This is a genomic window from Streptomyces sp. NPDC005496 (assembly GCF_042872045.1).
Classification (GTDB): Bacteria; Actinomycetota; Actinomycetes; order Streptomycetales; family Streptomycetaceae; genus Streptomyces.
In genome coordinates, this window is the sequence record NZ_JBIAJQ010000006.1 from 301,424 (window position 1) to 326,216 (window position 24,793).

A 24,793-nucleotide genomic window follows, 5' to 3' on the forward strand; every position below is an offset into this window, starting at 1 on the left:
GATGGCTCGTCGACCGGAGCCGCTGACCCGGTGATCTGGGCCTTGCCCCCTGGCAGGGGTCAGAGGGGCAGCGGCAGACGTCCTGGCCTCGTGCGGACAGGGCAACGAGACGCTGTGACGCCTCAGTCGAGGCAGAACTCGTTGCCCTCGATGTCCTGCATCAGGATGCACGACTCGTTCTCGTCGTCGGCCGCCATCAAGCGCACGCGTACCGCGCCGAGTGCGACCAGGCGTGTGCACTCGGCCTCCAGTACGGCGAGGCGTTCTTCGCCTATGAGCCCGGTCCCCACGCGCACGTCCAGGTGCACCCGGTTCTTGACGACCTTGCCCTCGGGAACCCGCTGGAAGTACAGCCGGGGGCCGACGCCCGTGGGATCACTGCATGCGAACCATGCCCCCCGGCGCTCGGCTGGTAGCGCGCGGTTGTAATCGTCCCAGGTGGCAAATCCATCCGGCGGCGGCGGTGCGACGTACCCCAACACCTCGCACCAGAAACGAGCGACCCGCTCAGGGTCCGCGCAGTCGAAGGTGACTTGGAACTGCTTGATGGACGACATCGGTCCACCATAGTGGCGTGTGCACTTCACCGGGCCTCGGGTGGCAATGCCGCATGGCCTGCCGCAGGGCCCCATGCGAGATGGGTTGCCTGACGCGCCGAGATGGGGGGATGCGCCCAGCGGTGGCCTGCGGATCGCCGTCATCGTCACCTCGGCGGTGTTCGGTTCCTTGGTCGCCGCTGCCTCGCTGCGTGGGAATGCAATCTGCGCGTAAAGCACAGTGCCGTGCGCCGTCTACATGGTTGCGTTCGCGCGCAGGGCACTGATGACGTCATCAGCCTCGGCGGCATGACGGGGGTGAGAACGGCTACCTCGGAGGGGTGCGCGAAGATGCCTAGCAGTTCGATCACTGAATCATCCGAGCAGGGTCAGGCAGGCTGCCACAGTTCGATTCTGTTGCCCTCTGGATCCGTGACCCAGCCGAAGCGTCCGACGCCGTCCATGTCCTGTGTCTCTTCCGCCACGTCGGCGCCCTTGGAGCGCAGTTGCGAGAGCATCGCGTCCAGGTCGCGGACCCGGAAGTTCAACATGGTCTGCTGAGTGGGGGAGTTGAAGTAGTCGGTCCCTGACTCGAAGGCCGCGAACACCGTGGGTCCGGCTTCCTGGTGCCACTGCCCGTTCTCGTCGATGTCCAGACCCAGGCAGTCGCGGTACCAGGAGGTCAGGGCAGCCGGGTTCGCGGCGCGCATGAAGTGTCCGCCGATGCCAAGCACTCGTTCCATGCGGCCATCCTGCCATCCTGCCGGCACGTAGACCGGCTGCCCCGCACGGCGACCGGGACGGCCGGCGACCTCCAGCACATCGTGGCGCCGTAGCCCTCTGAGAGGGCATGCGACCGGGGCATGCCGCTGCTTTCAGCCTGTCGCGTGCTCCTGTGCGGGTGTTCCGCCCTCCTGGGTGGCGGCCCAGGAGGCGAGCAGGCGCAGGCCCTGCTCCGTGGGTGAGCCGGGTTCGGCGGTGTAGATGGTCAGTGTCAGGCCGGGCTCGGCGGCCATCTCCAACCCCTCGTAAGCGAGGGTGAGTTCGCCGACGGCCTGGTGATGGAAACGCTTGGTGCCGGTGCCGTGGAGGCGGACGTCGTGGGCTCCCCAGCGGGTGCGGAACTCGTCGCTGCGGGTGGACAGCTCGCCGATGAGGTCGTGCAGGTCCTTGTCATGAGGGTTGCGGCCGGCTTCCGTACGCAGGATGGCGACGACGACGTCGGCCGCCTGGTCCCAGTCGGGATAGAAGCGGTGGGAGGCGGGGTCGAGGAAGTTGAAGCGGGCGAGGTTCGCCTGGTTCGACGGCGTGGCGTAGACGTCGTCGTAGAAGGCGCGGGCGAGCTGGTTGGCGGCGAGTACGTCCATGCGGCCGTTGCGGACGAAGGCGGGCCCGGCGGTGATCGCGTCGAGGGTCCACTGCAGGCTGCGGCGCGGCTGCCACTGCCGGGGGCTGCGGCGGCGGGGCCGGGTCAGGGCGTCGGAGCCGTCGGCGGCTTGGGCCAGATGGAGGAGGTGGGCGCGTTCGGCGTCGTCGAGCTTCAGGGCCCGGGCGACCGCTTCGAGGACGGCGGGGGAGACGCCCGCGAGACTGCCGCGCTCCAGCTTGGCGTAGTACTCCACGCTCATGTCGGCGAGCGCGGCGACCTCGCTCCTGCGCAGGCCAGGGACACGGCGGCGGCTGCCGGAGGGCAGTCCCGCCTGCTCGGGGGTGATCTTGGCTCGCCGCGAGGTGAGGAACTCGCGGACCTCTGCTCGGTTGTCCACGACATCGACGGTACGTCCTGCGCGCGGCCGGAGGGATGTACTGCCGGTACACCCCTTGCTGATGACTGGCTACCGGCCCCGGCAGCGGGTTACCTGGGTGACGTGGTGCTTTCCGCCAGGTCGTGCCGGTGGACCGGGCGGGCGGCCCGCACCCGGCCTCAGGCGGCCCCACCACCGGTGCCGGGTCCGCACCCGTACGAGGTGCCTGCCGGCTCATCCCGGCGCCCACCCCTCCACAAGCGAAGGAATCCCTCATGCGCGGAGCAGTGATCCACGCCCCCGGCGACGTTCGATTCGAGACCCTGGACGACCCGAAGATCCTCCAGCCGACCGACGCGATCATCCGCACGGCCGTCACCTGTGTATGCGGCTCCGACCTGTGGCCCTACCGCGGCCTGGAGCCGATCGGTGACGCGCACCCGATGGGTCACGAGTACGTCGGCTTCGTCGAGGAGGTCGGAGCCGAGGTCACCGCCGTCAAGCCGGGCCAGTTCGTCGTCGGTTCGTTCGCCACCTCCGACAACAGCTGCGCGAACTGCCGCAACGGCTTCCAGTCGAACTGCCTGCACCGGGAGTTCATGAGTACGTGCCAGGCGGACTACGTGCGCATCCCGAACGCCCAGGGCACCCTGGTCGCCACCGACGAGGTGCCGGGGGAGGAGTTCTGGCCCGGCCTGCTGGCCGTCTCCGACGTCCTGGGCACCGGCTGGTGGGCCGCTGACGCCGCCGAGGTGAAGCCCGGCTCCACCGCGGTCGTGGTCGGCGACGGCGCGGTCGGACTGTGCGCGGTGATCGCAGCCAAGGAGATGGGCGCGGAACGCATCATCGCCATGAGCCGCCACGAGTCCCGGCAGAAGCTCGCCCTGGAGTTCGGTGCCACCGACATCGTCAGCGAGCGCGGGGACGACGGCATCGCCCGTATCAAGGAGCTGACGGGCGGCATCGGCGCCGACAGCGTGCTGGAGTGCGTCGGCACCGCGCAGGCCATGCAGCAGGCCCTGCACACGGCGCGCCCCGGCGGCACCGTCGGCTTCGTAGGGGTCCCCCACGAGGTGGCCGTGGACGGACAGGAGCTGTTCTTCTCCCATGTCGGTCTGCGCGGCGGCCCCGCCCCCGTACGCCGCTACCTGCCCGACCTGATCGAGCGCGTCCTGAGCGGCCGCATCGCCCCAGGCAAGGTCTTCGACCTCACCCTGCCCCTCGACCAGGTCGCCGAGGGCTACCGGGCGATGGACGAGCGCCGCGCCATCAAGGCCCTTCTCAAGCCCTGACCTGCCCGCACACCTCGCAGGGGCCGGCCGCCGGCCTGCCCAGAACCGGTTCCACACGTTCAGGAGTACTCGTCGTGACCACCTACGCCCTTGTCGGCGCCGGTCCCGGACTGGGACTGTCCTGTGCCCGCCGCTTCGGCGCCGCCGGACACGGCGTCGCGCTGATGTCCCGCAGCACCGAGCGCCTCGACGGCCTCGTCGCCGCACTGGCCGGCGAAGGGATCAACGCCCGCGGCTACACCGCCGACGTCCTCGACCCCGCCTCACTCACCGCGGCCCTCGAGGCGGCGGCCGAGGACCTCGGGCCCGTGGAGATCCTCCAGTACAGCCCGGTGCCACGCGCCGACTTCATGAAGCCCGTCCTCGCCACCCGGGCGACTGATCTGGACGACCCGCTCGCCTTCTCGGTCAAGGGGCCCGTCACCTGCGTGAACGCCGTCCTCCCCGGCATGAGGGCACTCGGCAGGGGCACGCTGCTCTTCGTCAACGGCGGCAGCGCGGTACGCCCGCACCCCGACCGTGCCGGCACCTCCATCGCGTTCGCCGGCGAGAGCGCCTATGCAGCGATGCTGCACGACGCGCTCGCCGCGGAGCACATCCACACCGCGCAGCTGATCATCCCCGGCGCGATCCGTCCCGAGGCCGAGCACTCCAGTCCGCAGGCCCTGGCCGAACGGCTGTACGCCCTGCACACTGAGCGCGACGGATTCCGGCACTACGCCGAACCGCTGCCCACCTGATCACTGCCGACGCGTGCGCCCATGCCCAGGCCCCGGCGCCGCCTTCTTCGTCGGTGTCACGCTGCCCGTCGATGGCGGTGACGCCGCCCAGTAGAACCACGCAACACACGAACGAAGACACAGCGAAAGGTCCATCGTGGAGTTCATCAAACCCCAGTCCACCAGCAAGGCCCCGGCCGACTGGTTCACCGGGGACGTCTGGTGGGACGTCATCGTGGCCGGGCAGGAACCGTCGAGGATGCGTGCGAATCTCGTCCGCTTCTCACCCGGCGCCCGCACCAACTGGCACGCCCACGCCGTGGGTCAGACGCTGCACGTGGTCTCGGGCATCGCCCTCATCGGCGTACGCGACGGAACCGTCTTCGAGGCGCACCCCGGCGAGACCGTCAGCTGCCCGCCCGACGAGGAGCACTGGCACGGCGCAGCTCCCGACCGTTTCATGGAGCACATCGCGATGTGGGAGGGCACAGGCGACGGCACCCAGGAAACCCGGTGGGCGGAGCCCGTGACGGACGAGCAGTACGACGGCACCCGCACCCGCAACCAGTGAAGTTTCCTCTGCAGCAACGGACTTGATGGCCAACCCCGTCTCTGGCCTGATCGACGAGCGAGGTCGGTCGGCATCCGCGCGGAGAGTGGGCACCCTGGTGGCACGACTTCGGGGCGCGGGCGGGGCGCGCCGTGCCCGGCCCGGGCGGGTGACAGGTTGGCGCTGTGCCGGCGGCACGACGTATCGGCGGGCGCTCCGCGAACGCTCGCCGATACACCGGCGGGTCCCATCTGCCTGAAGTACCGGGCCTGTCAGCCCAGGAGCTTCACGGCCTGGTAGTACGTCCAGGCGGTGCTGTCGCAGGTTGTCTTCGTGGCGCCGGTGTAGCGGGCGCACACTCGCTTGAGGTCCTCGTAGAGTGCGCTGTCGAGCCGCGGCTTGTTGGCGGCGAAGGTGCCGGCGGCCTTGTAGTTGCGGTAGCCGAAGTCGTGCCGTGCGCAGGAGGTGCTGAAGGGGAAGCCGAGGGGGTTGTCCGGCGAGCTGGAACAGTAGTCGGTGGACCAGTCGAACCCGTAGGCGCTCCACGTGGACTGGTTGGCTCGGGCCGCGGTCCAGGCGCTGTAGCTCGACGCGCTGGTCTGCGTCCAGCTCGACAGCACTTGCGGCTTGTCGGCGGGCGCGGCTTCCGCGGTCGCGGCGCCGGCGATGACGGTGGTGACGGCCAGCGCCGAGGCGGCGAGTCCGGTGGCGAGTCTGCGGTGCATTCCCACACCTCCACGAGGCTGCGGTCCGCGTGTCGGACCGCAGGTTCATGTCAAGATGATGTGCATCCCGGGCACCTCTTCACACCTCTCGCGCCCCAAAGGTTCGTGAACTCCATCCGGATTCAAGGAGTTGCCGAGCGGAGGTGGACGGACGCCTTCGTCGGAAAGGGGTAAGTCTGCTCAACTCGCCCTGTAGCAATGGGGGTTGTTGCTGCCGGATGGGTGTCACGGAGGTATCGCCTCGATCACCTCGCGGAGGCTCCGCAACACGGACCCGAGCTCGTGCCGCGGTGGTGTGGCGAGCGCCAGCCGGAGTGCTGCCGGGCGGACGGGACCGGTCGCGAAAGCATCGGCGGTGGACACGAGGATGCCCTCGTCGGCGAGCAACGCCGCGACGCTGTCCGGGCGTTGATGCGGTTCCAGGCCCAGCCAGACCATGTACGAGACCGGATGCGCCGTCAGGCGCATGCCGGCGAGCGCGGTGCGGGCGATGTCCTGCCGGACGGCAGCGTCGTGTCGTCGCTCCTCCTCCCAGCGCGCGACCGTGCCGTCGGCCAGCCAGCGGGTGGCGAGCGCGGTGATGAGACCTGGGGCGCCCCAAGCGGCCAGGCGCAGGCTTCTGGTGACCGGGTCCCTGTAGCGGCCGGGCAGTACCGCGAAGCCGAACCGCAGACCGGCGGCGACGTTCTTGGACAGTCCGGCGACGTAGCAGGTGCGTTCGGGGGCGAGGGCCTGCAAGGGAGGAGGCGGTGCCGTCTCGAGAAAGGCGTAGGTCCCGTCCTCCACGATCAGGCAGTCATGGGCGCGGGCGATGGTGACGAGGCGGTCGCGGCGTTCGGGGTCGAGGACCCAGCCGAGGGGATTGTGCAGCGTGGGCATCGCGTAGATCGCGCGGACGGGGCGTGTGCGGCACAGCCGGTCGAGCGCGGCGAGGTCAGGGCCATCCTCCGTGACGGGGACCGGAGCCAAGTCAAGCCGGTTGGCAGCGGCCAGCAGCTTGATGCCGGGGTAGCTGAGGGCATCGACGGCCAGTACGTCACCGGGCCTGGTCAGGGAACGCAGCACGCAGTCGAGCGCCTGCTGGGCGCCGCTCGTGAGCAGTGCGTCCGCAGGCGCCGCGTCGATGCCGCGGTCGAGCAGATAGGTGGCCACCACCGCCCGTTCGCCCAGGCGGCCGCCAGGCGGGTGCTGCCTCAGCAGAGTCTCCACCTCGCCCGAGACGGACAGCTCGCGCAATGCCTTGCGCAGGGTGTGGGCCTGGTCCTCATCCAGGGGCTGGTTGAAGGACAGGTCCGCGACCCGCGGCACCGGCAGCACACGCGACGCTTCGAGGCCGTCGTAGTGCGACTGCGTGCGTACGAACGTCCCACGTCCCGGCTCGCCCACCACCAGGCCCAAGGCGGCGAGTTCGGCGTACACGCGCGTGGCCGTGGCCAGGGCGACCCGTCGCTCGCGGGCGAGAGCCCGGTGTGTCGGAAGCCGGGTGCCCGCCGGAAGTCCGCCGGACCTGATCGACGCGGCGAACTCGTCGACGATCGCCTTGTAGGACGGTGGCCGCATCTGGCTCCCGCATCCGCCTGTATCCAGGACAATGTGTGGAGCGTCCCAGATTAGCGGTCCTAGCCTCGGTGCGTCCCATCCCAGGCGAAACGGAGCAGCGGTATGACCGTGAACATCGACCGGGACGGCCACGTCGTCACCGTCACCATCGACAGGGAACGCAAGCTCAACGCCCTCGACCACCCGACGATCGACGCGCTGCTCGGGAGTCTCGACCTCCTCGACGCCGACGACGCCGTGCGTGCGGTCGTCCTGACCGGCGCGGGGAGCCACGCGTTCAGTGCCGGCGCGGACATCCCCTCTCTGACGGCGAGCATCGCCGGCGGACCCGAGCGCGCACTCCGTGAGGTCGTCCGACGAGGGCACGCGCTGACCCGGCGTATCGAGGAATTCCCCAAGCCTGTGATCGTCGCCGTCAACGGGCTTGCCTACGGAGCGGGTTGTGAGATCACCGAGGCGGCTCCGCTGGCGATAGCCGCCGAACACGCCATGTTCGCCAAGCCCGAGATCTCCTTGGGATTCCCGCCGCCCTTCGGCGGTTCCCAGAGGCTGCCGCGGCACGTCGGCCGCAAGCGCGGCCTCGAGATGATCCTGACCGGCGACCCCATCACGGCCGGGCGGGCAGCGGAGATCGGGCTCGTCAACACCGTCGTCCCGGCCAGCGAACTCCTCGCTGCAGCACACCATTTGGCGGACCGAATCATCCGGCACGCGCCAACGGCCGTATCGGCCTGTCTGCGAGCGGTCACCCGCGGGATCAACCTCCCCATCGACGAAGGACTCGCGGTCGAGGCAGCGTGCTTCGCCGCGACTGTGCCCACCGAGGGAGTACGAACCGGGCTACGGCGGTTCCTCGACCGCGCAGCCGCGCGGCGATCCCCTGACGGCCGTGACACCCCGGCGCGAGAGCAGGAGTAGAGGCTTGCTCGACGGCCGGTGCAGGGTCGATGTAGCCATGACCCATGGCTGGCCGTGCGGTCGGTCGGCTGCTGGTGGCTGAGGGCACGGGTGTGAGGTGCCGTGCGGGTCGCCCCGTGCGTCATGGGGCTGTACCGGTTGCCCCCGGTCCGTGCAGGTCCGTAGGCGGTCGCACCCTCCTTCTCCCCTCACACTGCCCGAGCGTCCGCAGCGCCGGGGCCGCTGGTGCAGACGCCCGGGCGGGGGATTGCTTTCATACGTTCGGGTCACGGAAGGAACAACGGGCTGTGCGGCAGGTGAGTGGGTCTTACCCTGGCGTCTCGGCATCGGTGTCGTGCGTGTCCGTGTGTTCGCGAGTTCATTTTTCGGGAGCGGCCTGTGGCCGAGTCGGCTGCGGCCGTTGAGCGGTCCGTGTTCAGGGACTTCGTAGAGCACGCCCTGAGCCACGGTGAGATGACGGGCGGCTTCCACAACCGCAACTTCCGGGTGCCACTGACGGAAGCGATGGCGCGTTGCGTCGGCAGTGAGCCTGGAGTGGCGGTGACGGTACGGCGCCGACTGCCCGACCCTTCCCCTGTGGTCGTCAGGACGTGGCAGGACGAGTCCGCGATCCTGGGCGCGCTGCAGGGGGCGTTGCCCCACGTGCCACGGTGTCTGGGCAAAATCGGTGACGTGGCCGTGCACAGCTTCGTGGAGGGCGTACCGCTCTCCAGCATCTGCAGGAACGGCAGGCCGGTGGAGCGGCGGTTGATCGACGCGCTGGCGGAGCTGCTGGTCCAGATGGTGCGGGTCCGCCGGGAGGCGTTGCCTGCGTTGCCGTCGGGCTGGCCCGACAACAAGGACAGCCGCGGATTTCTCCGTACTCTCGCACTGCGGACCGAACAGCAGGTGAGGAAGCCCAACTGGGCACAGTTCGGTGGGCTGTTCGCAGCCTTGGGTGTTCCCGAGGACGCGATGACCTCGTTCGCGCGGCGCGTTCCGCCGATGGCCCGTCGGCCGTTCAGCCTGCTCCACACCGACCTGCACCGTGACAACGTGATCTTCTCCCACCAGGGCGATCCGCTTCTAATCGGCGTGGACTGGGAGTTGGCCACCTACGGGGATCCGCTGCACGACCTGGCGACGCATCTGGTGCGCATGCAGTACCCGGACCACCAGTGGGAGGAGGTCAAGGACGCCTGGTACACGGCGATGCGAGGGGTCAGGCCGGCGGCGACCAACGGGGTGGAGAGCGACCTGCGCCATTACGTCGCGTTCGAGCGCGCGCAGTCCGTCTACCCCGACGTGATCCGGGCGGCGAAATCGTTGGGTACCGAACAAGGTCCAAGCGATCTGAAGGGCGCGGCGGTCGCGGTGCGGCGGGCACTGGAAGCCGCGTGCGCGCCCCTCAAGTTGGGCCGGGTGCCGGGCCTCAAGGAGATCCAGAGCGTCCTGCGCCGCTGGCACGCGGGTCAGCCCGGCCACCGCGTCCGATCCGGGCCGGCTGTGTCCGTGCAGTACGTACGGCCCGGCGAGCTCAGTGAGGAGAGCGTGGTCGAGGCCCTGGTCGCCGAAGGTGCGGCGCGTGCTCACCAGGTGTTCCGGGGCACCGGGCACCTGAACACCGTGGTGACGGTGAGCGGCGTCCAGAAGCCACTCGTCGTACGCCGCAGGCTTCCCTCGGCGGACAGCCGCAGGGAGCCGTGTTACTTCGACGAGCACCAGGTCCTCGATTCGATCGAGGCGCTGGGTGGCGTGGTGCGGGCCCCTCGGGTTCTCGCCCGCGGAGTCAGCGAGGTGTGTGAGCCGTTCGAGGTGCACTCCTACGCGGCGCCCTGCCCCGACGGCGTGAAGGTGCCCGAACTGCCGAGCCACCCGGTGAACGGTCTGCGCCTGAGCGAGGCGGACGACCTGGTCGACCAACTGTGCGCGCTGACCGCCATCGACGCCGCGGCGCTGGATGCCACCGTCGGCGACGGCACCTTCTACGCCTGGCTGAGCGACCGGCTGGTGGAACTCGTGGACGATCTCCCCACGCGATCCCGGCAGTTGGCTCGCGTATTGGGGCTTCCCGACGCAGGGCGCCTGAAATCCATTCTCTCCAGCCGGTCGGTCAGCCCGCGCAAGACCGTCTTGCTGCACGGCGATCTCAACCCGTGGAACCTCGTACGGGACGAGAGCGGGCGCGGCCTGGTCATCATCGACTGGGAGATGGCCATGGTCGGTGACCCCCTCTACGACCTGGTCCGGCATCTGCATCTGACCCCGCACAGCGCGGAGGTCAAGGGGCGGATGTTCCGGCGCTGGGCGGGCAAGCTGGCACCGCAGTACACCCACCATTGGGAGCAGGACGTTCGCACCTACCGGTGGATCGAGATCGTGCGGTCCGCGTACGTCGACCTCGACCGTCTGGTCACCGGCGAGGGAACCGACATGCCCAACGTGCGCCGGGCCGTGGACTCCTACGCCATGACGCTGTCCGCGGCGCAGGCGTCCCTTGGCCTGAGCAGCGCCCGCACGGTCAATTCACATCTCCACCTGGCGCTTCGCCCGGCGAACACAAGCCGCGGGCAACTCCGGCGCGGGGGCCACGCGCTGGCCGCTGACATCGTGCTCTCGGGTTGAGACACCGCATCGTTTGAGTAGTGCGCCGACCCTGCGTTCCCGTCGGGTGATGTGTCGTCGGGTTGAATGGCCCCGTGGTCAGACGACGCAGGACGAAGAAGCGGCCGGCCTTCGGGATCCCCGGCGAGGTCATCCTGCTGAGAGGCCGGAACGACTGGCCCTACACGTTCGGCGCCGACGACGCGCGCGGCGGATGCGGCAAGGTGTCGATGGCTGCCGAGTCGGCATCCGAGGACGTGCGGGCAGCGGTCTCCACGCAGCTGGAAGACCTCATTCTCACCCTTCATGGTGTCGAGATCGACGTCGTGTGGTCGCCCCTGACGTCGGATTCATGGGTCGGGCGGATCACTCCCAGCGACGCGCCCTGAGTCTTGCGGCGCCCGCCGGCAGTCGGTGCTGTCGGTGGCGCATAAGTCGTGGACGGGTCAGCTTGACTTCAAGCGCTTGAAGTATCGGAGGCTGTTCGCATGGCAGGAGCGACCAGAGAGCGAGCGGCGGATCTGACCATCCAAGAGATGGCGCGAAGGTCCGGGTTCAGCGAGCCCACGCTGCGCTACTACGAGAAGATCGGCCTGTTGGGAACGGTCGGCCGGGACGAGACCAGCGGTCACCGTCGGTACGGACCGGCGACCGTGGAGCGGGTCGAAGTACTGTCCTGCCTGCGTTCGGCAGGGATGGCGGTCAGCGGGATGCGCCGCTACCTGGACCTGCTCGCCGAGGGAGATGCGGCGGCGGCCGAGCAGCGCGATCTGTTCGCCTCACAGGCGGAGAAACTGGCCGCCGACATCGAGCGGCTGCAACTGCGGCTGACCTATCTGCGCCGCAAAGCGGATCTGTGGGACGCCCGTGTCCGGGGGGACGCCGACGCCGAGCGACGCGCGATCGAGGACGTCATGCGCGTCATGGACCAATTCATGCAGAAGGACTGAACAAGTTGGGTACAGACAACCTCACCACCTCGCCGTCGGAACAAGGAACGGTGCTGGTCACGGGCGGCACAGGACTCGTGGGCAGCCACTCGATCGTGCGGCTGCTGAGCGAGGGCTACCGCGTCCGTGCGACGGTCCGGGAAGCCGGACAGGAGACAGCGGTACGGGCCGTGCTCCGGCAGGCCGGGGTCGACCCGGCGGGCCGACTGGAGTTCGCCGAGGCCGATCTCAGCGCCGATCAGGGCTGGGCGGAGGCCATGAAGGGGGTGGGGCACGTGCTCCACCACGCGTCGCCCTTCCCGTTCACCCCGCCCGAGTCGGAGGAAGAGGTCGTCCTCCCCGCCCGCGAAGGCGCGTTGCGCGTCCTTTCCGCGGCCCGCGAGGCCGGGATTCCCCGGGTGGTGATGACGTCCTCCTACGCCGCGGTCGGATACACCCTGAAGCCCGACGACCAGTACTCGGAGACCGACTGGACGGATCCGGACACCGAGGGTCTGCCCGCGTACCACAAGTCGAAGGTGCTGGCCGAGCGCGCCGCCTGGGACTACGTACAAGCGCACGGGGACATCGAGCTGGTGGTCGTCAATCCCACCGGCATCTTCGGACCACAGCTGGGCGACCGTCCATCGGCCTCCGTCGGCTTGGTCAAGCGCATGCTGACCGGGCAGATGCCGGTGGTGCCGATCATGTACTTCGGTGTCGTCGACGTGCGTGACGTCGTCGACCTCCACCTGCGCGCCATGCTGCACCCCAAGGCGGCCGGAGAGCGGTTCATCGCCGTGGGAGGGCCGGCGGTCAGCCTCTTCGACATGGCGCGGATCCTTTGCGAGCACCTCCCCTCGGCGGCCGCGCTGCTGCCCTCCGTGGAACTGACCGTCGAGCAGGTACGAGAGGCCGCGAAGACCGAACCGGCCCTTCGGGATGCCGCCGCTCTCCAGGGCAGGATCCCCGTCATCAGCAACGAGAAGGCCCGCTCGGTGCTGGGCTGGGAGCCCCGGGACATCACCGAGACCATCATTGCGACCGCGGACAGTCAGCTGAGGCTGGGACTGACCCTGCCCGACGGCGGTTGATCCGCCTCCCGCGGAGACACGGCGGCGCGGAACTCCGCAGCCCGCGACGCCGCCGACGGCAGGTTCGCCGACGATGCCACCGCGGGCGACGAGCACGGCCCATAGCGGGCGCAGCGGTCCGTCGTCTCCAGCGCGGACACCGAGCACCCTTCAGGCGCTCGTACGAAACAGCCGTACTCGTACGAAAAAGCCGTTCGGAAACCGCTGTCAGGGAGAGACTTCGACGGCCTCACCGGTCTGCGGGGACGGGTGGACCTCCGGCTCCGGGGAGTGTCGTCGGCGGGCGCGAGAAGCGCGCAGATTCAGGGCGTTGCCGCAGGTCTTCATGTCGTGCCAGACGCGGGTGCCGTTGCGCGACCGGTCGTAGAAAGCCGCCCCGCAGTCCGGGTTCCTGCACGTCTTGAGGCGACTAAGTGTGCCGGTGTGGGAGGCGAGCAGCGCCTCGAGGTGGACCAGTGACGCGACGGCGGCGGCGCCGTCGCCTCTGGGCTCGTAGGTCAGGCGGCCGTCGCGGTATGCGATGGCGGCTTCCATCGGGCGCGGCGCCTGTTCGTCGACGCCATCGACGTCTTCGGTGAACCAGCGACGCACGAGGCCGCGGAGATCGCGGAGCGCGGCCGGGTCGTCGCCGCCGATCGTGATGTGAGGCGCGGTCCGGCCGGTCTGCTCCTGCCACGTCCGCAACGACGCGGCGAGCCAGTCCCGCGCCGAGGTCTCGTCGGACAGGAGGTCAGGGATCGAGGCCGCCGGCATGCTCGCGGAATTCAGCAAGTCCTGTACGACGCACAGCCCCCCGGGAGCCGCTTCCAACTTGAGGCGTCGGGTGCTCTGGGCGATCTCGTCACTGTTCACGCCTGTCAGCTTAGCCCACGTATGACGCCACCGTCGCGCCTTGGGTGCTGTCGCGCGACATTGCCGTAAGCGTTACGGTGGTGTCATCATTCGGAGGTCATCCCGCACCGATCACCAAAAGGGGACAGCCATGGGCTCCTCACTCACCGGCACGACCGCGCTCGTCACCGGAGCGAGTGGCGGCATCGGCGCCGCCACCGCCCTGTCACTCGCCGCCCGGGGCGCAAATGTGGCGTTGGCCGCTCGGCGCAAGGGCCGTCTCGACGAACTCGTCGCGCGCATCGAGGCCGACGGCGGCACCGCCCTCGCGATCCAGACCGACGTCACCGACCGGGCCCAGGCCACCGCCATGGTCGAGCAGACCGTCGCAGCCTTCGGCGGCCTGGACACTCTCGTCAACAACGCCGGAATCATGCTGCTCGGCCCCGCCGAGAGCGCCCCCGTCGAGGAGTGGGACCGGATGATCGCACTGAACGTGCGGGGCCTGCTGTACGCCACCCACGCCGCACTGCCACACCTGCTCGTCGCGGCTGAGGGCACCCGGGGAACCGCCGACATCGTGAACATCAGCTCCCTGGCCGGCCGCGTTCCCATAGCAGGCTCCGCCGTCTACAGCCTGACCAAGCACGGCGTCGGTGCCTTCACCGAAGCGCTGCGCCAAGAGGTGACCGGCCGCCACGTCCGCGTGTCCCTGATCGAACCCGGCCCCGTCGCCACCGAACTGTTCACGCACATCCGTCCGGAAATCCTGGAGGCCGGCAAGGACGCCTTCGCCGATGCCACCCTCCTGCATGCGGAAGACATCGCCGACGCCATCACCTACGTCGTGACCCGTCCCGCACGTGTCGTCATGAGCGAACTGCTCATCCGCCCCGACGGCAGTCAGTGGTAGATCCACTCATAACGGTTCGCTCCCCGCTCAGTGGATGGTGCGGGTGGCGTACTCCCAGAGGCGGTCCGCGGCGTGCGGGTCGAGGGCGTGGGGCGCGACGCCGCCGACGCGGTCCGCCTGGTCGGGCAGCACGGCCGCCGCCTCCTGGTTGTCCTCGAAGTAGCGCCCGGTGACGCCCTCCACCAGAGGAGAGGCGGCCAGCAGCACGGAGGTCGCGGCGCCCTGTGCGGCCGTCTTGTAGTCCGGCTGCTCGATGATGTTGCCGTCCTCGTCGATCGCCCCGAGAGCCCGCATCGTGGCGTCGTCGAGGTGACGTTGAAGGTTGGTGCTGATCCAGCCGGGGTTGAGCGCGTTGGCGGTGATGCCGTCGGTCGCCCACCGGCGGGCACCCACGGCGAACAGGACGTCGGCGGTCTTCGACTGCCCGTACGCCGCCCAGCGATCGTAGGGGCGTTGGACGAACTGCGGGTCGTCGAAGTCGAGCGGCGCGTTCCGGTGGGCGCCGGAACTCACGACGACGATACGAGCGTTGCCGGTCGCTCGCAGGTGGCCGTGCAGTCCGACGGCGAGGGCGAAGTGGCCGAGGTAGTTGGTGGCCAGCTGCAATTCCCAGCCCTCGGCGGTGACTTGCCGGTCCGGGATCGCCATGATGCCGGCATTGGCCACCAGGACGTCCAGCGGCCCTTGCCATGCACGCGCGAAGGCGGCCACGGACGAGAGGTCGGCCAGGTCGACCGCTTCGGCGGCGCCGGACGGTGTCAAATTCGACGCCGTGCGGCGCGGCACGTGTCTCCTGAACGTGGCGGGGCTCGACGAACCGATCTCTCTCGTCGCGGGAGACTGCTACCTGCTGACGCGCCCGCTGGAGTTCACGCTCGCCAGCCACGCGGACGTGCGTCCGGTGGCCGCGGGGCCGATCTTCGCCTCGGCCGACAACGGCGTCGCACGTACGGGAGAAGGTGACGACGTTCTGCTCATCGGGGGAGGCTTCTCATTCGGTGACCGAGCGCGCGCGTTGCTGCTGGACGCGCTTCCTCCCGTCATCCACGTCCCTGCCGGGTCGGGCGAGGCGGACACTCTGCAGTGGGCGCTGTCCCAGATCGACCAGGAACTTCGGCACCGGCCCATGGCTTCGACCCTCGTGGCCGAACATCTCGCCGTCGTCATGCTCATCCACGTGCTGCGCCTGCACCTCGCCCGGAACCTTCCCGCGGTGTCGGGGTGGCCGGCCGGTCTGGCGGACCCGGTGGTCGCCAGGGCGTTGACCTTGATGCACGGCTCTCCCGAACGCCCGTAGACGGTAGCCGAGTTGGCGAGCGAGAGCGCGGTCTCGCGTTCCACCCTCGCGGCACGGTTCAAGGCGGAAGTCGGCCAGGGGCCGCTCGACTACCTCACCGGATGGCGCATCGAACTGGCGTCGGCACGCCTGCGCGAGGGGACCGAGACGCTGGCCACGATCGCCCGCAGGGTCGGCTACGGCTCCGAGAGTGCTCTGAGTGCCGCATTCAAAAGGGTGACGGGAATGTCACCCCGGACCTACCGCGATGGGGCTAGCGCAAGACTTTCAGGACAGCCTGGGACAGACGGTCTGCCGTCGTCCCGGGGTCGGCCTCGGGAAGAATCAGGTGGCTGATGGTCATCCGCACGGTTATGTCCGCCGCCACGGCGACGACATCTGTGTCCGTTTCGGGGAAGCGTTCACCGAACCACTCACGCAAGAGGCCCTGGGCCGCGTCGAAGATCGGGTCCGCACGTGCCGTCAGGTAGGGGAGCAGGCTGTCGGATCCCTCCCGAGCAGCTACCACGACGGCGTTGACGAGCGGGTTGGACTGGGCCTCGGTCAGGACGAAGTGGACAGCCGACCTGAGGGAGGCGCGAGTGTCCGTTTCCCCGGGGTACAGGGCCTGGGCGACTTGTGCCAGGAACTCCTGAGTCTCCCTGACCACCAGTGCTCGTCCCAGGCCGGCCCGATTGCCGAACTCCTTGTACACGGAAGGGCGGGACACTTCGGCTGCGCCGGCGACGGCCGACAGGCTCACCTGGTCCCAGCCGGAGCTGCACGTCAGGTCGCGTGCGGCGTCGAGCACGCGGCGCCTCATGTCTTTGCGCCAGGCGACGCGAGGCGGATCGGGTACCGCTGTCGTGGCGTCAGGGGAATCGGTCCTGTCCGTGTGAGCCGCCATGACGTAAGTCTGACAGGGTACTTCGGCCGTGAGCGCACCGGCAGGGGTGCTTAGGGAGGTCCGCTACCCGGGCGGAAGGGGGGCACGGGGTGCCCGGGTAGCGGGGCTCAGGGTCGTGCCAGGTGTCAGGCGCGCCTGCGCCGGATCAGGAGGATGAGCGCCCCACCCAACATCAGCGTCAACGCGGCGATGCCGAGCGGCAGCACCAGGCCGCCTCCGGTCTGAGCCAGTCCCTCACCGGCGGTGGCGGGTCGGGCGTCATTGCCCTCGCCGCCTGCGGACTCGTCCGAGCGGCGCGGCTCCTGGCCTTCGGAGGGCCCGCCGACCGGGGTGCTGGGCTGCGGCGAGGAGACGTCGTCCTGGGTCGCCGCCGCCGTAGGCGAGGTATCGGCCACCGCGTCACTCGCGTACGCCCCACGATCGGGGACGCCAGACCGGCGGGCTCCGGTGATGTCGGTGGTGACGGCGGGAACCGCCTTGCCCGAGGCGATGGCGGGGGAGCCCTCGCGGAGCCTGAAGTCGGCTCCGGCATCGGTTCCGGGCTTGACGAATCGAGGATCGGCGACGATGTCGTGCGGCCCCTTCACCTCGGGGGCCCGACCGCCGTAGTAGACGTTGTAGTCGTAGGTGACGTCGACGTTCTTGTACTTGGAGTTCGTCGCCTGGCCGGCACGGCCGTAGGCGACGTTGTTGAGGATTCTGACGTCCGTGCTGTTGTGCGCGTAGATGTTGGCGTAGCTGTCCATCCGGGTGCTGCGGCCGTTCTGGTAGGCCGTGTTGTTCAGGATGTCCACGTGCTGGCTCTTGTACGAGTGGATGCCCGAGCCGCCGTTGTCGTAGGACACGTTGTTGGCGACCAGTACCCGGCCCTGGTAGTCGGGACCGGTGGCTCCGGCCTTCGCCTTGTCCTTGAGGGTGTCGACGATGATGCCGTTACCGTCCGAGTAGCACTTGCAGTGCTCCCACTTCACCTTCGTCTCGTTGTCATGGACGACGTTGTCGGTGATGCGGATCTTGTAGGTGCCGGAGTCGCCCCGGTCGACGTCACGCGCGGCGAGGATCGAGATGCCGCTGGTGGCGAACACGGTGTACCACGAGTTGGAGTAGACGTGGTTGCGGTCGATCGTCACGTAGTCGGCGTCGCCTGCGCTGATTCCGCCTCCCGCGCAGTCGTGGACTGTGTTGCCCGCGATCTCGATGTGGTGCGGGCGCGAGCCCGTCGATCTGTTCTTCTCCACCGACACGCAGTTGGTGTTGTACTTGCCGTGCTTGGTGCTGGCGCCGCGTTCGGCTTCCGCGAGGGAGATGTTCGCGTTGTTTCCCTTGACCTCCAGTCCGCGGATGGCGATGTGTGAGGCGCCGTTGACCCGGATGCCGTTCCAGGCGGTCACGGGATGGATGACCGGGTGGTGTCCGGGGTGCGCCTGGAAGGTGATGGGCGCTCCGGAGCGGCCCGAACGGGAGATCACCAGGACGTCGGAGCCGCCCGGGCGCTGGGTGTAGGTGCCGTTCATGACGGAGACGGTGTCTCCGGGTGCCGTGTTGTCCGCGGCCTTCTGGAGGGTGCGGAAGGGCTTGGCCGGGGACGTTCCGGTGTTCCCGTCGGAGCCGCTCGGGCTTACGTAGTACGTCCGGGAGGCGGCTTGCGCCGCAGGAGACCCGGCCAGGCCGAGGGGTAGCGCCGATCCGGCGAGTAGTGCTGACACTGCGTATACGCCTGTGCGTTTCATTGCTGCCTTTTCTTCGAGGATGCTCACACGGACGCATCCCGCCCACTCCGTCCCCGGTGGGGTCGACGAGGGCACGGTTCGTTCGCGCGAGACCTCACGAGTGATCAAGGGGTTGGAAACACCGCGTCGCGCGTTCACGGCTTCAAGGAAGCGGCGCCGGCCGGGTGTTGCTCGGTCCGGCACGGGCGTGGCGATCCCTGATCTGCGCGCCCGCCGGGCGCAGCGTGCTCGGCGGAGCGAGGTTCATGCGATCGCCGGCGTCCGGCCAGGAGGCCGGTTACGGGCGACGGAGTCGGCAGCCGCATGTCCTCGACGGCTTCCGAATCCCGGTGTCACCCCCAAGTTCGCTTCGTGGGGGGCGAGTTGCGTGAGTGACGTTGGCAGAGTCCTGATTCGGATGCAACCCCGGACGAGTTGTCAACGTTTTGACAGACCGTCAGCTCACGGTGTGGATCTCACCGAAGGGCGCCGCTGCGCCTGCCCTCGTAGAGGAGCGCCTGCACGAGGGCGGACTTCGCTCCCGGCGCCACCAGCCAGAGTGGCGCCGAAAAGCGGTTCCTGAAAATCTCGATGCGGTGGGCGCCAATCAGGAGACCCACCACCGTCGTCTGCTGCACCCCGGTGACCTCGTTCCACGTCACGGAGTCGCGGACGCGCCCGAAACGGCCCGTGACCGCCACGCCTTCCGCGCACAGGTAGCACCTGTTCACACCGAGTCGGGCGGTCAGCAGCCGCCAAGCGAACTTCAGCGCGTACACCGCGGCCACCACCACCGTCGCAACGGCGGCATTGCCGTCCACCGCGGACGGGTTGACGATGGTGGTGACGATCAGGGCGATCCAGACACACAGCAGGAATCCCCGCAGCACCTGGAACATGGCGCCCATCGTCGGGTTGATGACCGCGTGGTCGCCGCGGATGCCACCGAGCCCCAATTCAGCCGCCCTGTCTCGCACTGACGCCCCCTCGATCAACCCCGGATACGCGGGCACGACATGCGCGCGACAGCTGGCATACCCGCATCATCGGAGCGCCGAACGGAGTTGTCGCGGTGGGTTGTCGGCGCTCTGGGAGGCCGGGCGGGCCAGGCCGTTGGCCCGCCTCCGCGCCTGTGGTCGAGATGTGCCGCGAGGAGGGTGGGAAGGCCGTTGCGGGAGGCCGGGAGCAGGAGACCCGGGGCCGGGTCCTGGATCGGGGCGGGATGGACCCGGCCTTGGCGTCCCGGAACGTCAACTCCTGTGCCCGAGAACCCTGTAGTACCCCATCCCACTACTTGGATTCCACTCGTCCTGCCGGGTCGGACCCGGTCGTCAGCTCCTGGCACGCGGCCTGCCAGGCATCGTCACCGGGCTCGAACAGGGTACGCAGGTAGGCCGAGGTGAGATGTGCCAGAGTGGCGACCCGCTCGGGGTTCTCGTCGGTGGTCTCGGCGGCGTCGTACCCGGAGACGCCGCCCAGCAGGTGCTCGGCGCCGAACAACGTGAGCAGGGTCTTGGGCGCCGGGGCGAGGCGGTAGGGGTCGGCATGCCACTCGGGGCCGATGTCGGTGAAGTGCCGGGAGTCGTCCTCGTCGCCGGCCACGACCAGGGCGGGTGTCGTCATGGTCGAAAAGTCGGTGCCGTCGAAGAACGGCACGTGCTCCGCCATCGGTCCCTTGAGGATGTCGCCGCCCCTTCCGGGCGCGGCGAGCAGTACTCCGGCCTTGATCCGGGGCTCGCGCTGGTCCACCTCGTCCCCGGTGTCGGGGTCGGTGGTCCGGGCACCCAGCAAGAGGGCGGCGGTGTGCCCGCCGAGCGAGTGCCCGGCGACAGCGATCTTCTCGTGGTCGACGCGCCCGGCCAACTGCGGCACGGCGGCCTCGATCTCGTCGAGCCGGTCGACGATGTGGCTCATGTCCTCGGCGCGTGAGCGCCAGAAGAACGGGGCTCCAGGAGTGTCGGTGAGGCGGTGGCTCAGGGTCCGGGAGCTGAGATGGGTGGGCTGGACGACGACGAACCCGGCTGCCGCCCAGAGGTTGGCGAGAGGGGCGTACCCGTTCAGCGACGACAGGTTGTTGGAACCGCCGTGGCCGTGGGAGAGAAGGATGACGGGCAAGCCGGTGCCGGTCGTGGGTGCGGAGACGCGGACCTGGAGGTCCACGGGTCGGCCGGGTACGGACAGGATCACCGGGCTGTACGACAGCACGGGGGCGGGCGAGTCGAAGGCGGAGGTGTGCGTGGTCGCGTTCATGGCGGGGTTCCCTTCACCGGGGTGCAGCGCTGTCGGCCCAGCTGGATCACGACAGGCGGATGGGCAAGCGCGTCCGCCTCGATCGACCCGACTCGGTCGACATGAAACGGAACATCGCTCCACTTACTATCCGGAACGACGTTCCGCTTTGTCAAGTGATGAAGAAGGAGGTCCGAAGGTGGACAATGCTGACTCGGCGGTCGACGGGCGGGTGCGGTAGGCGGATGGCCGAATTCCGGCCGACGGCCGCGCGCCGAGTCACGGCACTCTCCGCTCTTCCAGCGGGCGAGCCGCTCGCACGGTCCTGACCGAGACACCACCGCTGGGCCGCTCGTCGCAGCCCATGCAGAAGAGAGGAAACGTGATGAGCCGGATCCTGGTGACCGGTTCCGCCGACGGTCTCGGCCTTGCGGCGGCCACGACACTTCTGGCGCAGGGGCACGACGTGGTCGTCCACGCCCGGAACGAGGAGCGCGCCGCGGACCTCGGGGGACTGATCGGCCGCGCCCGGATCGTTGTCGGCGACTTCACCGATCGCGATGCGGTACGGCGCATCGCCGCGGAGCTGAACGGCGCCGATCCGCTGGACGCGGTCATCCACAACGCCGGGGTGTGGAGCGGACGTCCGGTCATGCCCGTCAACGTCATCGCCCCCTACCTCCTCACGGCTCTGCTGGAGGGACCGCGCCGGCTGGTGTACCTGAGCAGCGGCTCGCACTTCAGCGGGCGGCCTGTGCTCGACGGAGTGGACTGGCTGGGGGCGAGCGCGGGCTCGTACGCCGACAGCAAGCTGTACGTCACGACGCTGGCCGCAGCGGTGGCCCGTCTGCGGCCGGGTGTGCTGAGCAACGCGGTGGACCCGGGCTGGGTGCCGACGAAGATGGGCGGCCCGGGAGCTCCGGACGACCTGGAGCTCGGTCACCGGACGCAGGAATGGCTTGCCGTCAGCGACGACCCGCAGGCCCTGACGACCGGCGGGTACTGGTATCACCAAGAGCTGACGCAGCCTCACCACGCCGTCCACGACGAGGCGTTCCAGGACCGCCTCCTGCGGACGCTGGCCGAGGAGACGGGCACGGCTCTCTGAGCAGTGCGCAACCCATGAGCCGGGCTTCCCTGCTGCGCAAGTCGTTGTCGCGCGCGGACGGTGCCGCTGAGGCGTCCGGCATCAACTGGGTCCCCCTGGCACGGCGTTGACCTGAGTGTCTGCGCTCGCTTCGACGACGTACCGGCAGGGGCGAGGCGGTATCAGCGGTGACCGCCACGCGCGCACCGAGAGGCACACCGGGCGCGCCCGATCACTCGCCTGGCCGTACGGTCTCCAGTTCCGCGGCGATGCCGTCCAGCAGGGTCTCCAGGACCACCGGGTAGGCGCTGTGCGGCATACGGGCCGCGAGGAGGTCCGCGGTCGCGGCGATGTTCGGATGTGAGGCGGCCGGCAGGCGGGCGTAGATCGACCCCCACATGTGCTCATCGGTGCTGCGGGCCTCCGCGGGAAGCGCGAGCGACCCCGCGTCCAGCGCGGCGAAGGCCAGCGCCAGGTCGATGAACGCGTGGTAGAAGCGGACCGCGGAGGCATCCGGCAGGCCCGCGCCCCGCAGCAGACCGAGGATCGCCTCGTCCACCGCGATCTCGCGCGGGCGCCCGCTCACCCGGCTGGCGGTGAGGACCGCCGCCTGCGGGTGGGCGAGGTAGGAGGAGTGCAGGGCCCGGCCGAGGGAGCGCAGGTCGGCCCGCCAGTCACCGACCGCCGACCATCCGTCCAGGGCCCGGCCCATCAGTTCGTTGCCAATGGCTCTCGCAAGATCGTCCATCCCGGCGAAGTAGCGGTACAGGGTGCTCGGGTCCGCACCCAGCGCGGTGCCCAGCCGCCGGGCGGTCAGTCCGCCGTGCCCGTGCTCGCGCAGCAGACGCAGCGAGGTCTGCACGATCAGGGCCTCGGAGAGCACCGCGCCCTGCCGCGTGGGCCTGCGCCTGCGCCGCGCCTCCTCGGGCACCACCTTCTTCGGCATGTTCCGCCCTCTCCGTCACCCGGCCGTCACCGGCGTGGCCCTTACGCCAACACGGTTGACCTTACAACTCGGGGTGCTGTTGCATCGGGGCACCCCGGAGGCAGCAGCCTCCCGCACGAAAGGTCTCTGTCATGAGAGTGCTTCTGGTCGGCGCGGGCGGTGTCGGCGGAGCCGTCACCCGGATCGTGGCGCGCAGGGAGTTCCTGACCCACATGGTCGTGGCCGACTACGACCCCTCCCGCGCGCAGGCGGCGGTCGACGCGCTGCCGGAGGGGGAGAACCGGTTCAGCGCCCTGCGCCTGGACGCCTCCGACGAGACGGCTGTGCGGCACGCGCTGCGCGAGCACCGGTGCGACGTCCTTCTGAACGCCACCGACCCGCGCTTCGTGATGCCCCTGTTCCGGGCGGCTCTGGCCGAAGGCGCGCACTACATGGACATGGCGATGTCGCTGTCCGCTCCGCACGCCTCGCGGCCGTACGAGGAGTGCGGCGTGAAACTCGGCGACGCGCAGTTCGACCTGGCCGACCCCTGGGAGGCATCGGGGCGTATCGCTCTGGTGGGCATGGGGGTCGAGCCCGGCCTGTCCGACGTCTTCGCCCGGTACGCGGCGGACGAACTGTTCGACGAGATCGAGGAGATCGGCGTCCGTGACGGTGCGAACCTGGCCGTCGAGGGGTACGAGTTCGCACCGTCCTTCAGTATCTGGACGACCATCGAGGAGTGTCTGAACCCGCCGGTGATCTACGAGAAGGAGCGCGGCTGGTTCACCACCGCGCCCTTCAGCGAGCCGGAGGTCTTCGAGTTCCCCGAGGGGATCGGGCCCGTCGAGTGCGTGAACGTGGAGCACGAGGAGGTGCTGCTCATCCCGCGCTGGGTGGACGCGCGCCGCGTCACCTTCAAGTACGGCCTCGGGGACGACTTCATCGCCCGGCTCAAGACCCTGCACGAGCTGGGCCTGGACTCGACCGACAAGGTCACCGTGCCCGGCGAGGACGGGCCGGTGCGCGTCTCGCCGCGTGACGTGGTCGCCGCGTGCCTGCCCGATCCCGCCACCCTCGGGGACCGGATGACGGGCAAGACCTGCGCCGGGACCTGGGTCACCGGCACGAAGGACGGCGAACGGCGCGAGGTGTACCTCTACCACGTCGTCGACAACCAGTGGTCCATGCGTGAGTACGGCTCTCAAGCCGTCGTCTGGCAGACGGCCGTCAACCCGGTCGTCGCCCTCGAACTGATCGCCACCGGCGCCTGGTCCGGCGCGGGCATTCTCGGCCCCGAAGCTCTGCCCCCGCGGCCGTTCCTCGACCTGCTCACCGACTACGGCTCGCCCTGGGGCATGCGCGACGAGGCGTGAGCCGAGGGTCCAGTGTGACGGCGACGCGTGCGGAGGTCCGCGACGTCAGTGAACGGCGGTGGGGGGGGGGGGGGGGGCGGGCCCCCCCCCCCCCCCCCCCCACCGCCGTTCACGGGTACGGACGTCGGATGCCCGCTGCTCACCGGGCTTGACGTCCGGCTGGTCACCGACGGGTGCGGGTGGCGCCGGCGCCGCGGGTCAGGAAGAACCCGAGGGCGATCATGCCGATGCCCAGGAAGAAGTGCAGCCAGTTGTCGGCGGTGTTGACCGGGACGAAGTTGGCGTCACTGCTGTGGTCGATGAGCAGGCCGTACAGCCACAGCACGAGGTAGACGGCGCCGCCGACGACGAGGTAGTTGCGGGCGGTGCCGACGGAACGTGCGAGGGCCAGGCCGGCGATCCCGAAGAGCAGGTGGACCAGGTTGTGCAGGACCGATACCTGGAAGATGCCCAGTAGTTCGGCGCCGGAGTGGTGGGCGGCGAACTCCATGCTGTCGTAGTTCGTGGTGATGCCGGGGATGAAGCCCAGGACGCCGACGAGGAGGAAGACGGCGCCGACGAACTGCGCGGCCTTCTGTACCTGCGTGCGGGGGGAAGCCGTCGGGTGTGCGTGCGTGGTCATGAGCCTGCCCTCTTCGTATCGCGCCGGGCCGTGGGTGGCCGCTGGATGCGCGTGACACGGCCAGTACCCCTATCGGCCCGAACAATGAACCCGCGGCGCCGGTGAAATCGGAGGCCCCTGGCCGCCGGGTGTCGCAGGGCGCGGTGGATGGCGCGTATTCACCCGCCGGGGGCGTCTCCGGCGCGGTGCGGAGGGCGGGGCATCGCCCGGGTTTTGGCCTGTTCTGACCGGACGGGACGTGACGGGGGATCGGCGGTGCCTGACACG

26 protein-coding genes are annotated in these 24,793 nt (G+C 69.5%); 13 read left to right on the top strand and 13 right to left on the bottom strand.

The window, feature by feature from the left end:
* Positions 1-122: 122 nt before the first annotated feature.
* The 3 genes from ACFYQQ_RS20475 to ACFYQQ_RS20485 all read right to left on the bottom strand — a co-directional run bounded on the left by ACFYQQ_RS20475 (position 123) and on the right by ACFYQQ_RS20485 (position 2,302).
* Positions 123-557: a VOC family protein gene (locus ACFYQQ_RS20475; protein WP_355794086.1), complete on the bottom strand. Its 435-nt coding sequence runs from the start codon at positions 555-557 to the stop codon at positions 123-125.
* A 368-nt stretch (positions 558-925) separates the two neighbouring features.
* Positions 926-1,279 carry a VOC family protein gene (locus ACFYQQ_RS20480; protein WP_355794087.1) on the bottom strand — a complete coding sequence of 118 codons (354 nt, stop codon included), beginning with the start codon at positions 1,277-1,279 and terminating at the stop codon, positions 926-928.
* 132 nt (positions 1,280-1,411) lie between these two features.
* The gene (locus ACFYQQ_RS20485; RefSeq protein ID WP_356170497.1) at positions 1,412-2,302 is read right to left on the bottom strand and encodes a helix-turn-helix transcriptional regulator; all 891 of its coding nucleotides are present in this window, start codon (positions 2,300-2,302) and stop codon (positions 1,412-1,414) included.
* 254 nt (positions 2,303-2,556) lie between these two features.
* On the opposite strand from ACFYQQ_RS20485, the gene ACFYQQ_RS20490 reads away from it, so the two are divergent.
* The 3 genes from ACFYQQ_RS20490 (at position 2,557) to ACFYQQ_RS20500 (ending at position 4,863) form a co-directional block, all read left to right on the top strand.
* A complete protein-coding gene (locus ACFYQQ_RS20490; RefSeq protein WP_355792942.1) occupies positions 2,557-3,573 on the top strand; it encodes a zinc-dependent alcohol dehydrogenase family protein in 1,017 nt (338 codons plus the stop codon).
* Positions 3,574-3,647: 74 nt separating this feature from the next.
* The gene (locus ACFYQQ_RS20495) at positions 3,648-4,313 is read left to right on the top strand and encodes an SDR family NAD(P)-dependent oxidoreductase (protein WP_355792944.1); all 666 of its coding nucleotides are present in this window, start codon (positions 3,648-3,650) and stop codon (positions 4,311-4,313) included.
* Between the two features lie 136 nt (positions 4,314-4,449).
* On the top strand, positions 4,450-4,863 hold the full coding sequence (locus ACFYQQ_RS20500) for a cupin domain-containing protein (protein WP_355792946.1): 414 nt from the start codon (positions 4,450-4,452) through the stop codon (positions 4,861-4,863).
* 251 nt (positions 4,864-5,114) lie between these two features.
* Here ACFYQQ_RS20500 and ACFYQQ_RS20505 read toward each other — a convergent pair whose 3' ends face one another.
* Positions 5,115-5,567: a phospholipase gene (locus tag ACFYQQ_RS20505; RefSeq protein ID WP_356170505.1), complete on the bottom strand. Its 453-nt coding sequence runs from the start codon at positions 5,565-5,567 to the stop codon at positions 5,115-5,117.
* Positions 5,568-5,792: 225 nt separating this feature from the next.
* Complete coding sequence (locus ACFYQQ_RS20510; RefSeq protein WP_355789990.1) at positions 5,793-7,127, bottom strand: PLP-dependent aminotransferase family protein; 1,335 nt, start codon at positions 7,125-7,127, stop codon at positions 5,793-5,795.
* Between the two features lie 102 nt (positions 7,128-7,229).
* Here ACFYQQ_RS20510 and ACFYQQ_RS20515 point away from each other — a divergent pair, with 102 nt between their 5' ends.
* From ACFYQQ_RS20515 to ACFYQQ_RS20535, 5 genes are all read left to right on the top strand, one after another.
* On the top strand, positions 7,230-8,045 hold the full coding sequence (locus tag ACFYQQ_RS20515; protein WP_355789993.1) for an enoyl-CoA hydratase-related protein: 816 nt from the start codon (positions 7,230-7,232) through the stop codon (positions 8,043-8,045).
* 453 nt (positions 8,046-8,498) lie between these two features.
* Positions 8,499-10,649: a phosphotransferase family protein gene (locus ACFYQQ_RS20520; protein ID WP_388904987.1), complete on the top strand. Its 2,151-nt coding sequence runs from the start codon at positions 8,499-8,501 to the stop codon at positions 10,647-10,649.
* 74 nt (positions 10,650-10,723) lie between these two features.
* Entirely contained in the window at positions 10,724-11,017 is a 294-nt protein-coding gene (locus tag ACFYQQ_RS20525) for a hypothetical protein (protein WP_355781353.1), read from the top strand.
* A 147-nt stretch (positions 11,018-11,164) separates the two neighbouring features.
* Positions 11,165-11,578, top strand: a complete 414-nt coding sequence (locus ACFYQQ_RS20530; RefSeq protein ID WP_355781350.1) for a MerR family transcriptional regulator — start codon at positions 11,165-11,167, stop codon at positions 11,576-11,578.
* A gap of 5 nt (positions 11,579-11,583) precedes the next feature.
* Complete coding sequence (locus ACFYQQ_RS20535; RefSeq protein WP_355781347.1) at positions 11,584-12,651, top strand: aldehyde reductase; 1,068 nt, start codon at positions 11,584-11,586, stop codon at positions 12,649-12,651.
* A 207-nt stretch (positions 12,652-12,858) separates the two neighbouring features.
* Here ACFYQQ_RS20535 and ACFYQQ_RS20540 read toward each other — a convergent pair whose 3' ends face one another.
* The gene (locus ACFYQQ_RS20540; protein WP_355781345.1) at positions 12,859-13,503 is read right to left on the bottom strand and encodes a CGNR zinc finger domain-containing protein; all 645 of its coding nucleotides are present in this window, start codon (positions 13,501-13,503) and stop codon (positions 12,859-12,861) included.
* Positions 13,504-13,633: 130 nt separating this feature from the next.
* Between ACFYQQ_RS20540 and ACFYQQ_RS20545 the strand changes: the two genes are divergently transcribed.
* Positions 13,634-14,395, top strand: coding sequence for an SDR family NAD(P)-dependent oxidoreductase (locus ACFYQQ_RS20545; RefSeq protein WP_355781342.1), 762 nt, complete (start codon positions 13,634-13,636; stop codon positions 14,393-14,395).
* Positions 14,396-14,422: 27 nt separating this feature from the next.
* On the opposite strand, the gene ACFYQQ_RS20550 is transcribed toward ACFYQQ_RS20545, so the two are convergent.
* A complete protein-coding gene (locus ACFYQQ_RS20550) occupies positions 14,423-15,181 on the bottom strand; it encodes an SDR family NAD(P)-dependent oxidoreductase (protein ID WP_355781340.1) in 759 nt (252 codons plus the stop codon).
* Between ACFYQQ_RS20550 and ACFYQQ_RS20555 the strand changes: the two genes are divergently transcribed.
* Both ACFYQQ_RS20555 and ACFYQQ_RS20560 read left to right on the top strand, forming a co-directional pair.
* Complete coding sequence (locus ACFYQQ_RS20555) at positions 15,168-15,692, top strand: cupin domain-containing protein (RefSeq protein ID WP_355781338.1); 525 nt, start codon at positions 15,168-15,170, stop codon at positions 15,690-15,692. The two genes, ACFYQQ_RS20550 and ACFYQQ_RS20555, sit on opposite strands and share 14 nt — an antisense overlap.
* Before the next feature lie 12 nt (positions 15,693-15,704).
* Positions 15,705-16,028, top strand: coding sequence for a helix-turn-helix transcriptional regulator (locus tag ACFYQQ_RS20560; RefSeq protein ID WP_355781335.1), 324 nt, complete (start codon positions 15,705-15,707; stop codon positions 16,026-16,028).
* Here the strand turns inward: ACFYQQ_RS20560 and ACFYQQ_RS20565 are convergent.
* The 4 genes from ACFYQQ_RS20565 to ACFYQQ_RS20580 all read right to left on the bottom strand — a co-directional run bounded on the left by ACFYQQ_RS20565 (position 15,946) and on the right by ACFYQQ_RS20580 (position 20,537).
* A complete protein-coding gene (locus ACFYQQ_RS20565; protein WP_355781332.1) occupies positions 15,946-16,482 on the bottom strand; it encodes a TetR family transcriptional regulator in 537 nt (178 codons plus the stop codon). The two genes, ACFYQQ_RS20560 and ACFYQQ_RS20565, sit on opposite strands and share 83 nt — an antisense overlap.
* Before the next feature lie 221 nt (positions 16,483-16,703).
* Entirely contained in the window at positions 16,704-18,308 is a 1,605-nt protein-coding gene (locus tag ACFYQQ_RS20570) for a right-handed parallel beta-helix repeat-containing protein (protein ID WP_388904925.1), read from the bottom strand.
* A gap of 455 nt (positions 18,309-18,763) precedes the next feature.
* Positions 18,764-19,186, bottom strand: a complete 423-nt coding sequence (locus ACFYQQ_RS20575; RefSeq protein ID WP_355789541.1) for a hypothetical protein — start codon at positions 19,184-19,186, stop codon at positions 18,764-18,766.
* Positions 19,187-19,577: 391 nt separating this feature from the next.
* The gene (locus tag ACFYQQ_RS20580; RefSeq protein WP_355789538.1) at positions 19,578-20,537 is read right to left on the bottom strand and encodes a chlorophyllase; all 960 of its coding nucleotides are present in this window, start codon (positions 20,535-20,537) and stop codon (positions 19,578-19,580) included.
* A gap of 364 nt (positions 20,538-20,901) precedes the next feature.
* On the opposite strand from ACFYQQ_RS20580, the gene ACFYQQ_RS20585 reads away from it, so the two are divergent.
* The gene (locus ACFYQQ_RS20585) at positions 20,902-21,624 is read left to right on the top strand and encodes an SDR family NAD(P)-dependent oxidoreductase (protein ID WP_355789535.1); all 723 of its coding nucleotides are present in this window, start codon (positions 20,902-20,904) and stop codon (positions 21,622-21,624) included.
* Between the two features lie 211 nt (positions 21,625-21,835).
* Here ACFYQQ_RS20585 and ACFYQQ_RS20590 read toward each other — a convergent pair whose 3' ends face one another.
* The gene (locus tag ACFYQQ_RS20590; protein WP_388904926.1) at positions 21,836-22,549 is read right to left on the bottom strand and encodes a TetR/AcrR family transcriptional regulator; all 714 of its coding nucleotides are present in this window, start codon (positions 22,547-22,549) and stop codon (positions 21,836-21,838) included.
* Between the two features lie 131 nt (positions 22,550-22,680).
* On the opposite strand from ACFYQQ_RS20590, the gene ACFYQQ_RS20595 reads away from it, so the two are divergent.
* Positions 22,681-23,904, top strand: coding sequence for a saccharopine dehydrogenase C-terminal domain-containing protein (locus tag ACFYQQ_RS20595; protein ID WP_356170546.1), 1,224 nt, complete (start codon positions 22,681-22,683; stop codon positions 23,902-23,904).
* 163 nt (positions 23,905-24,067) lie between these two features.
* On the opposite strand, the gene ACFYQQ_RS20600 is transcribed toward ACFYQQ_RS20595, so the two are convergent.
* Positions 24,068-24,526, bottom strand: a complete 459-nt coding sequence (locus ACFYQQ_RS20600) for a DUF4383 domain-containing protein (RefSeq protein WP_355793530.1) — start codon at positions 24,524-24,526, stop codon at positions 24,068-24,070.
* Positions 24,527-24,793: the final 267 nt, after the last annotated feature.

Excerpts from the sequence above, each read along its gene's own strand:
- ACFYQQ_RS20475 (WP_355794086.1), bottom strand. The coding sequence starts at position 557 with ATGTCGTCCATCAAGCAGTTCCAAGTCACCTTCGACTGCGCGGACCCT.
- ACFYQQ_RS20510 (WP_355789990.1), bottom strand. The coding sequence starts at position 7,127 with ATGCGGCCACCGTCCTACAAGGCGATCGTCGACGAGTTCGCCGCGTCG.
- ACFYQQ_RS20580 (WP_355789538.1), bottom strand. The coding sequence starts at position 20,537 with ATGAACGCGACCACGCACACCTCCGCCTTCGACTCGCCCGCCCCCGTG.
- ACFYQQ_RS20545 (WP_355781342.1), top strand. The coding sequence starts at position 13,634 with ATGGGCTCCTCACTCACCGGCACGACCGCGCTCGTCACCGGAGCGAGT.
- ACFYQQ_RS20600 (WP_355793530.1), bottom strand. The coding sequence starts at position 24,526 with ATGACCACGCACGCACACCCGACGGCTTCCCCCCGCACGCAGGTACAG.
- ACFYQQ_RS20590 (WP_388904926.1), bottom strand. The coding sequence starts at position 22,549 with ATGCCGAAGAAGGTGGTGCCCGAGGAGGCGCGGCGCAGGCGCAGGCCC.
- ACFYQQ_RS20595 (WP_356170546.1), top strand. The coding sequence starts at position 22,681 with ATGAGAGTGCTTCTGGTCGGCGCGGGCGGTGTCGGCGGAGCCGTCACC.
- ACFYQQ_RS20575 (WP_355789541.1), bottom strand. The coding sequence starts at position 19,186 with ATGTTCCAGGTGCTGCGGGGATTCCTGCTGTGTGTCTGGATCGCCCTG.
- ACFYQQ_RS20520 (WP_388904987.1), top strand. The coding sequence starts at position 8,499 with ATGACGGGCGGCTTCCACAACCGCAACTTCCGGGTGCCACTGACGGAA.
- ACFYQQ_RS20505 (WP_356170505.1), bottom strand. The coding sequence starts at position 5,567 with ATGCACCGCAGACTCGCCACCGGACTCGCCGCCTCGGCGCTGGCCGTC.
- ACFYQQ_RS20480 (WP_355794087.1), bottom strand. The coding sequence starts at position 1,279 with ATGGAACGAGTGCTTGGCATCGGCGGACACTTCATGCGCGCCGCGAAC.
- ACFYQQ_RS20515 (WP_355789993.1), top strand. The coding sequence starts at position 7,230 with ATGACCGTGAACATCGACCGGGACGGCCACGTCGTCACCGTCACCATC.
- ACFYQQ_RS20490 (WP_355792942.1), top strand. The coding sequence starts at position 2,557 with ATGCGCGGAGCAGTGATCCACGCCCCCGGCGACGTTCGATTCGAGACC.
- ACFYQQ_RS20530 (WP_355781350.1), top strand. The coding sequence starts at position 11,165 with ATGGCGCGAAGGTCCGGGTTCAGCGAGCCCACGCTGCGCTACTACGAG.
- ACFYQQ_RS20585 (WP_355789535.1), top strand. The coding sequence starts at position 20,902 with ATGAGCCGGATCCTGGTGACCGGTTCCGCCGACGGTCTCGGCCTTGCG.
- ACFYQQ_RS20570 (WP_388904925.1), bottom strand. The coding sequence starts at position 18,308 with ATGAAACGCACAGGCGTATACGCAGTGTCAGCACTACTCGCCGGATCG.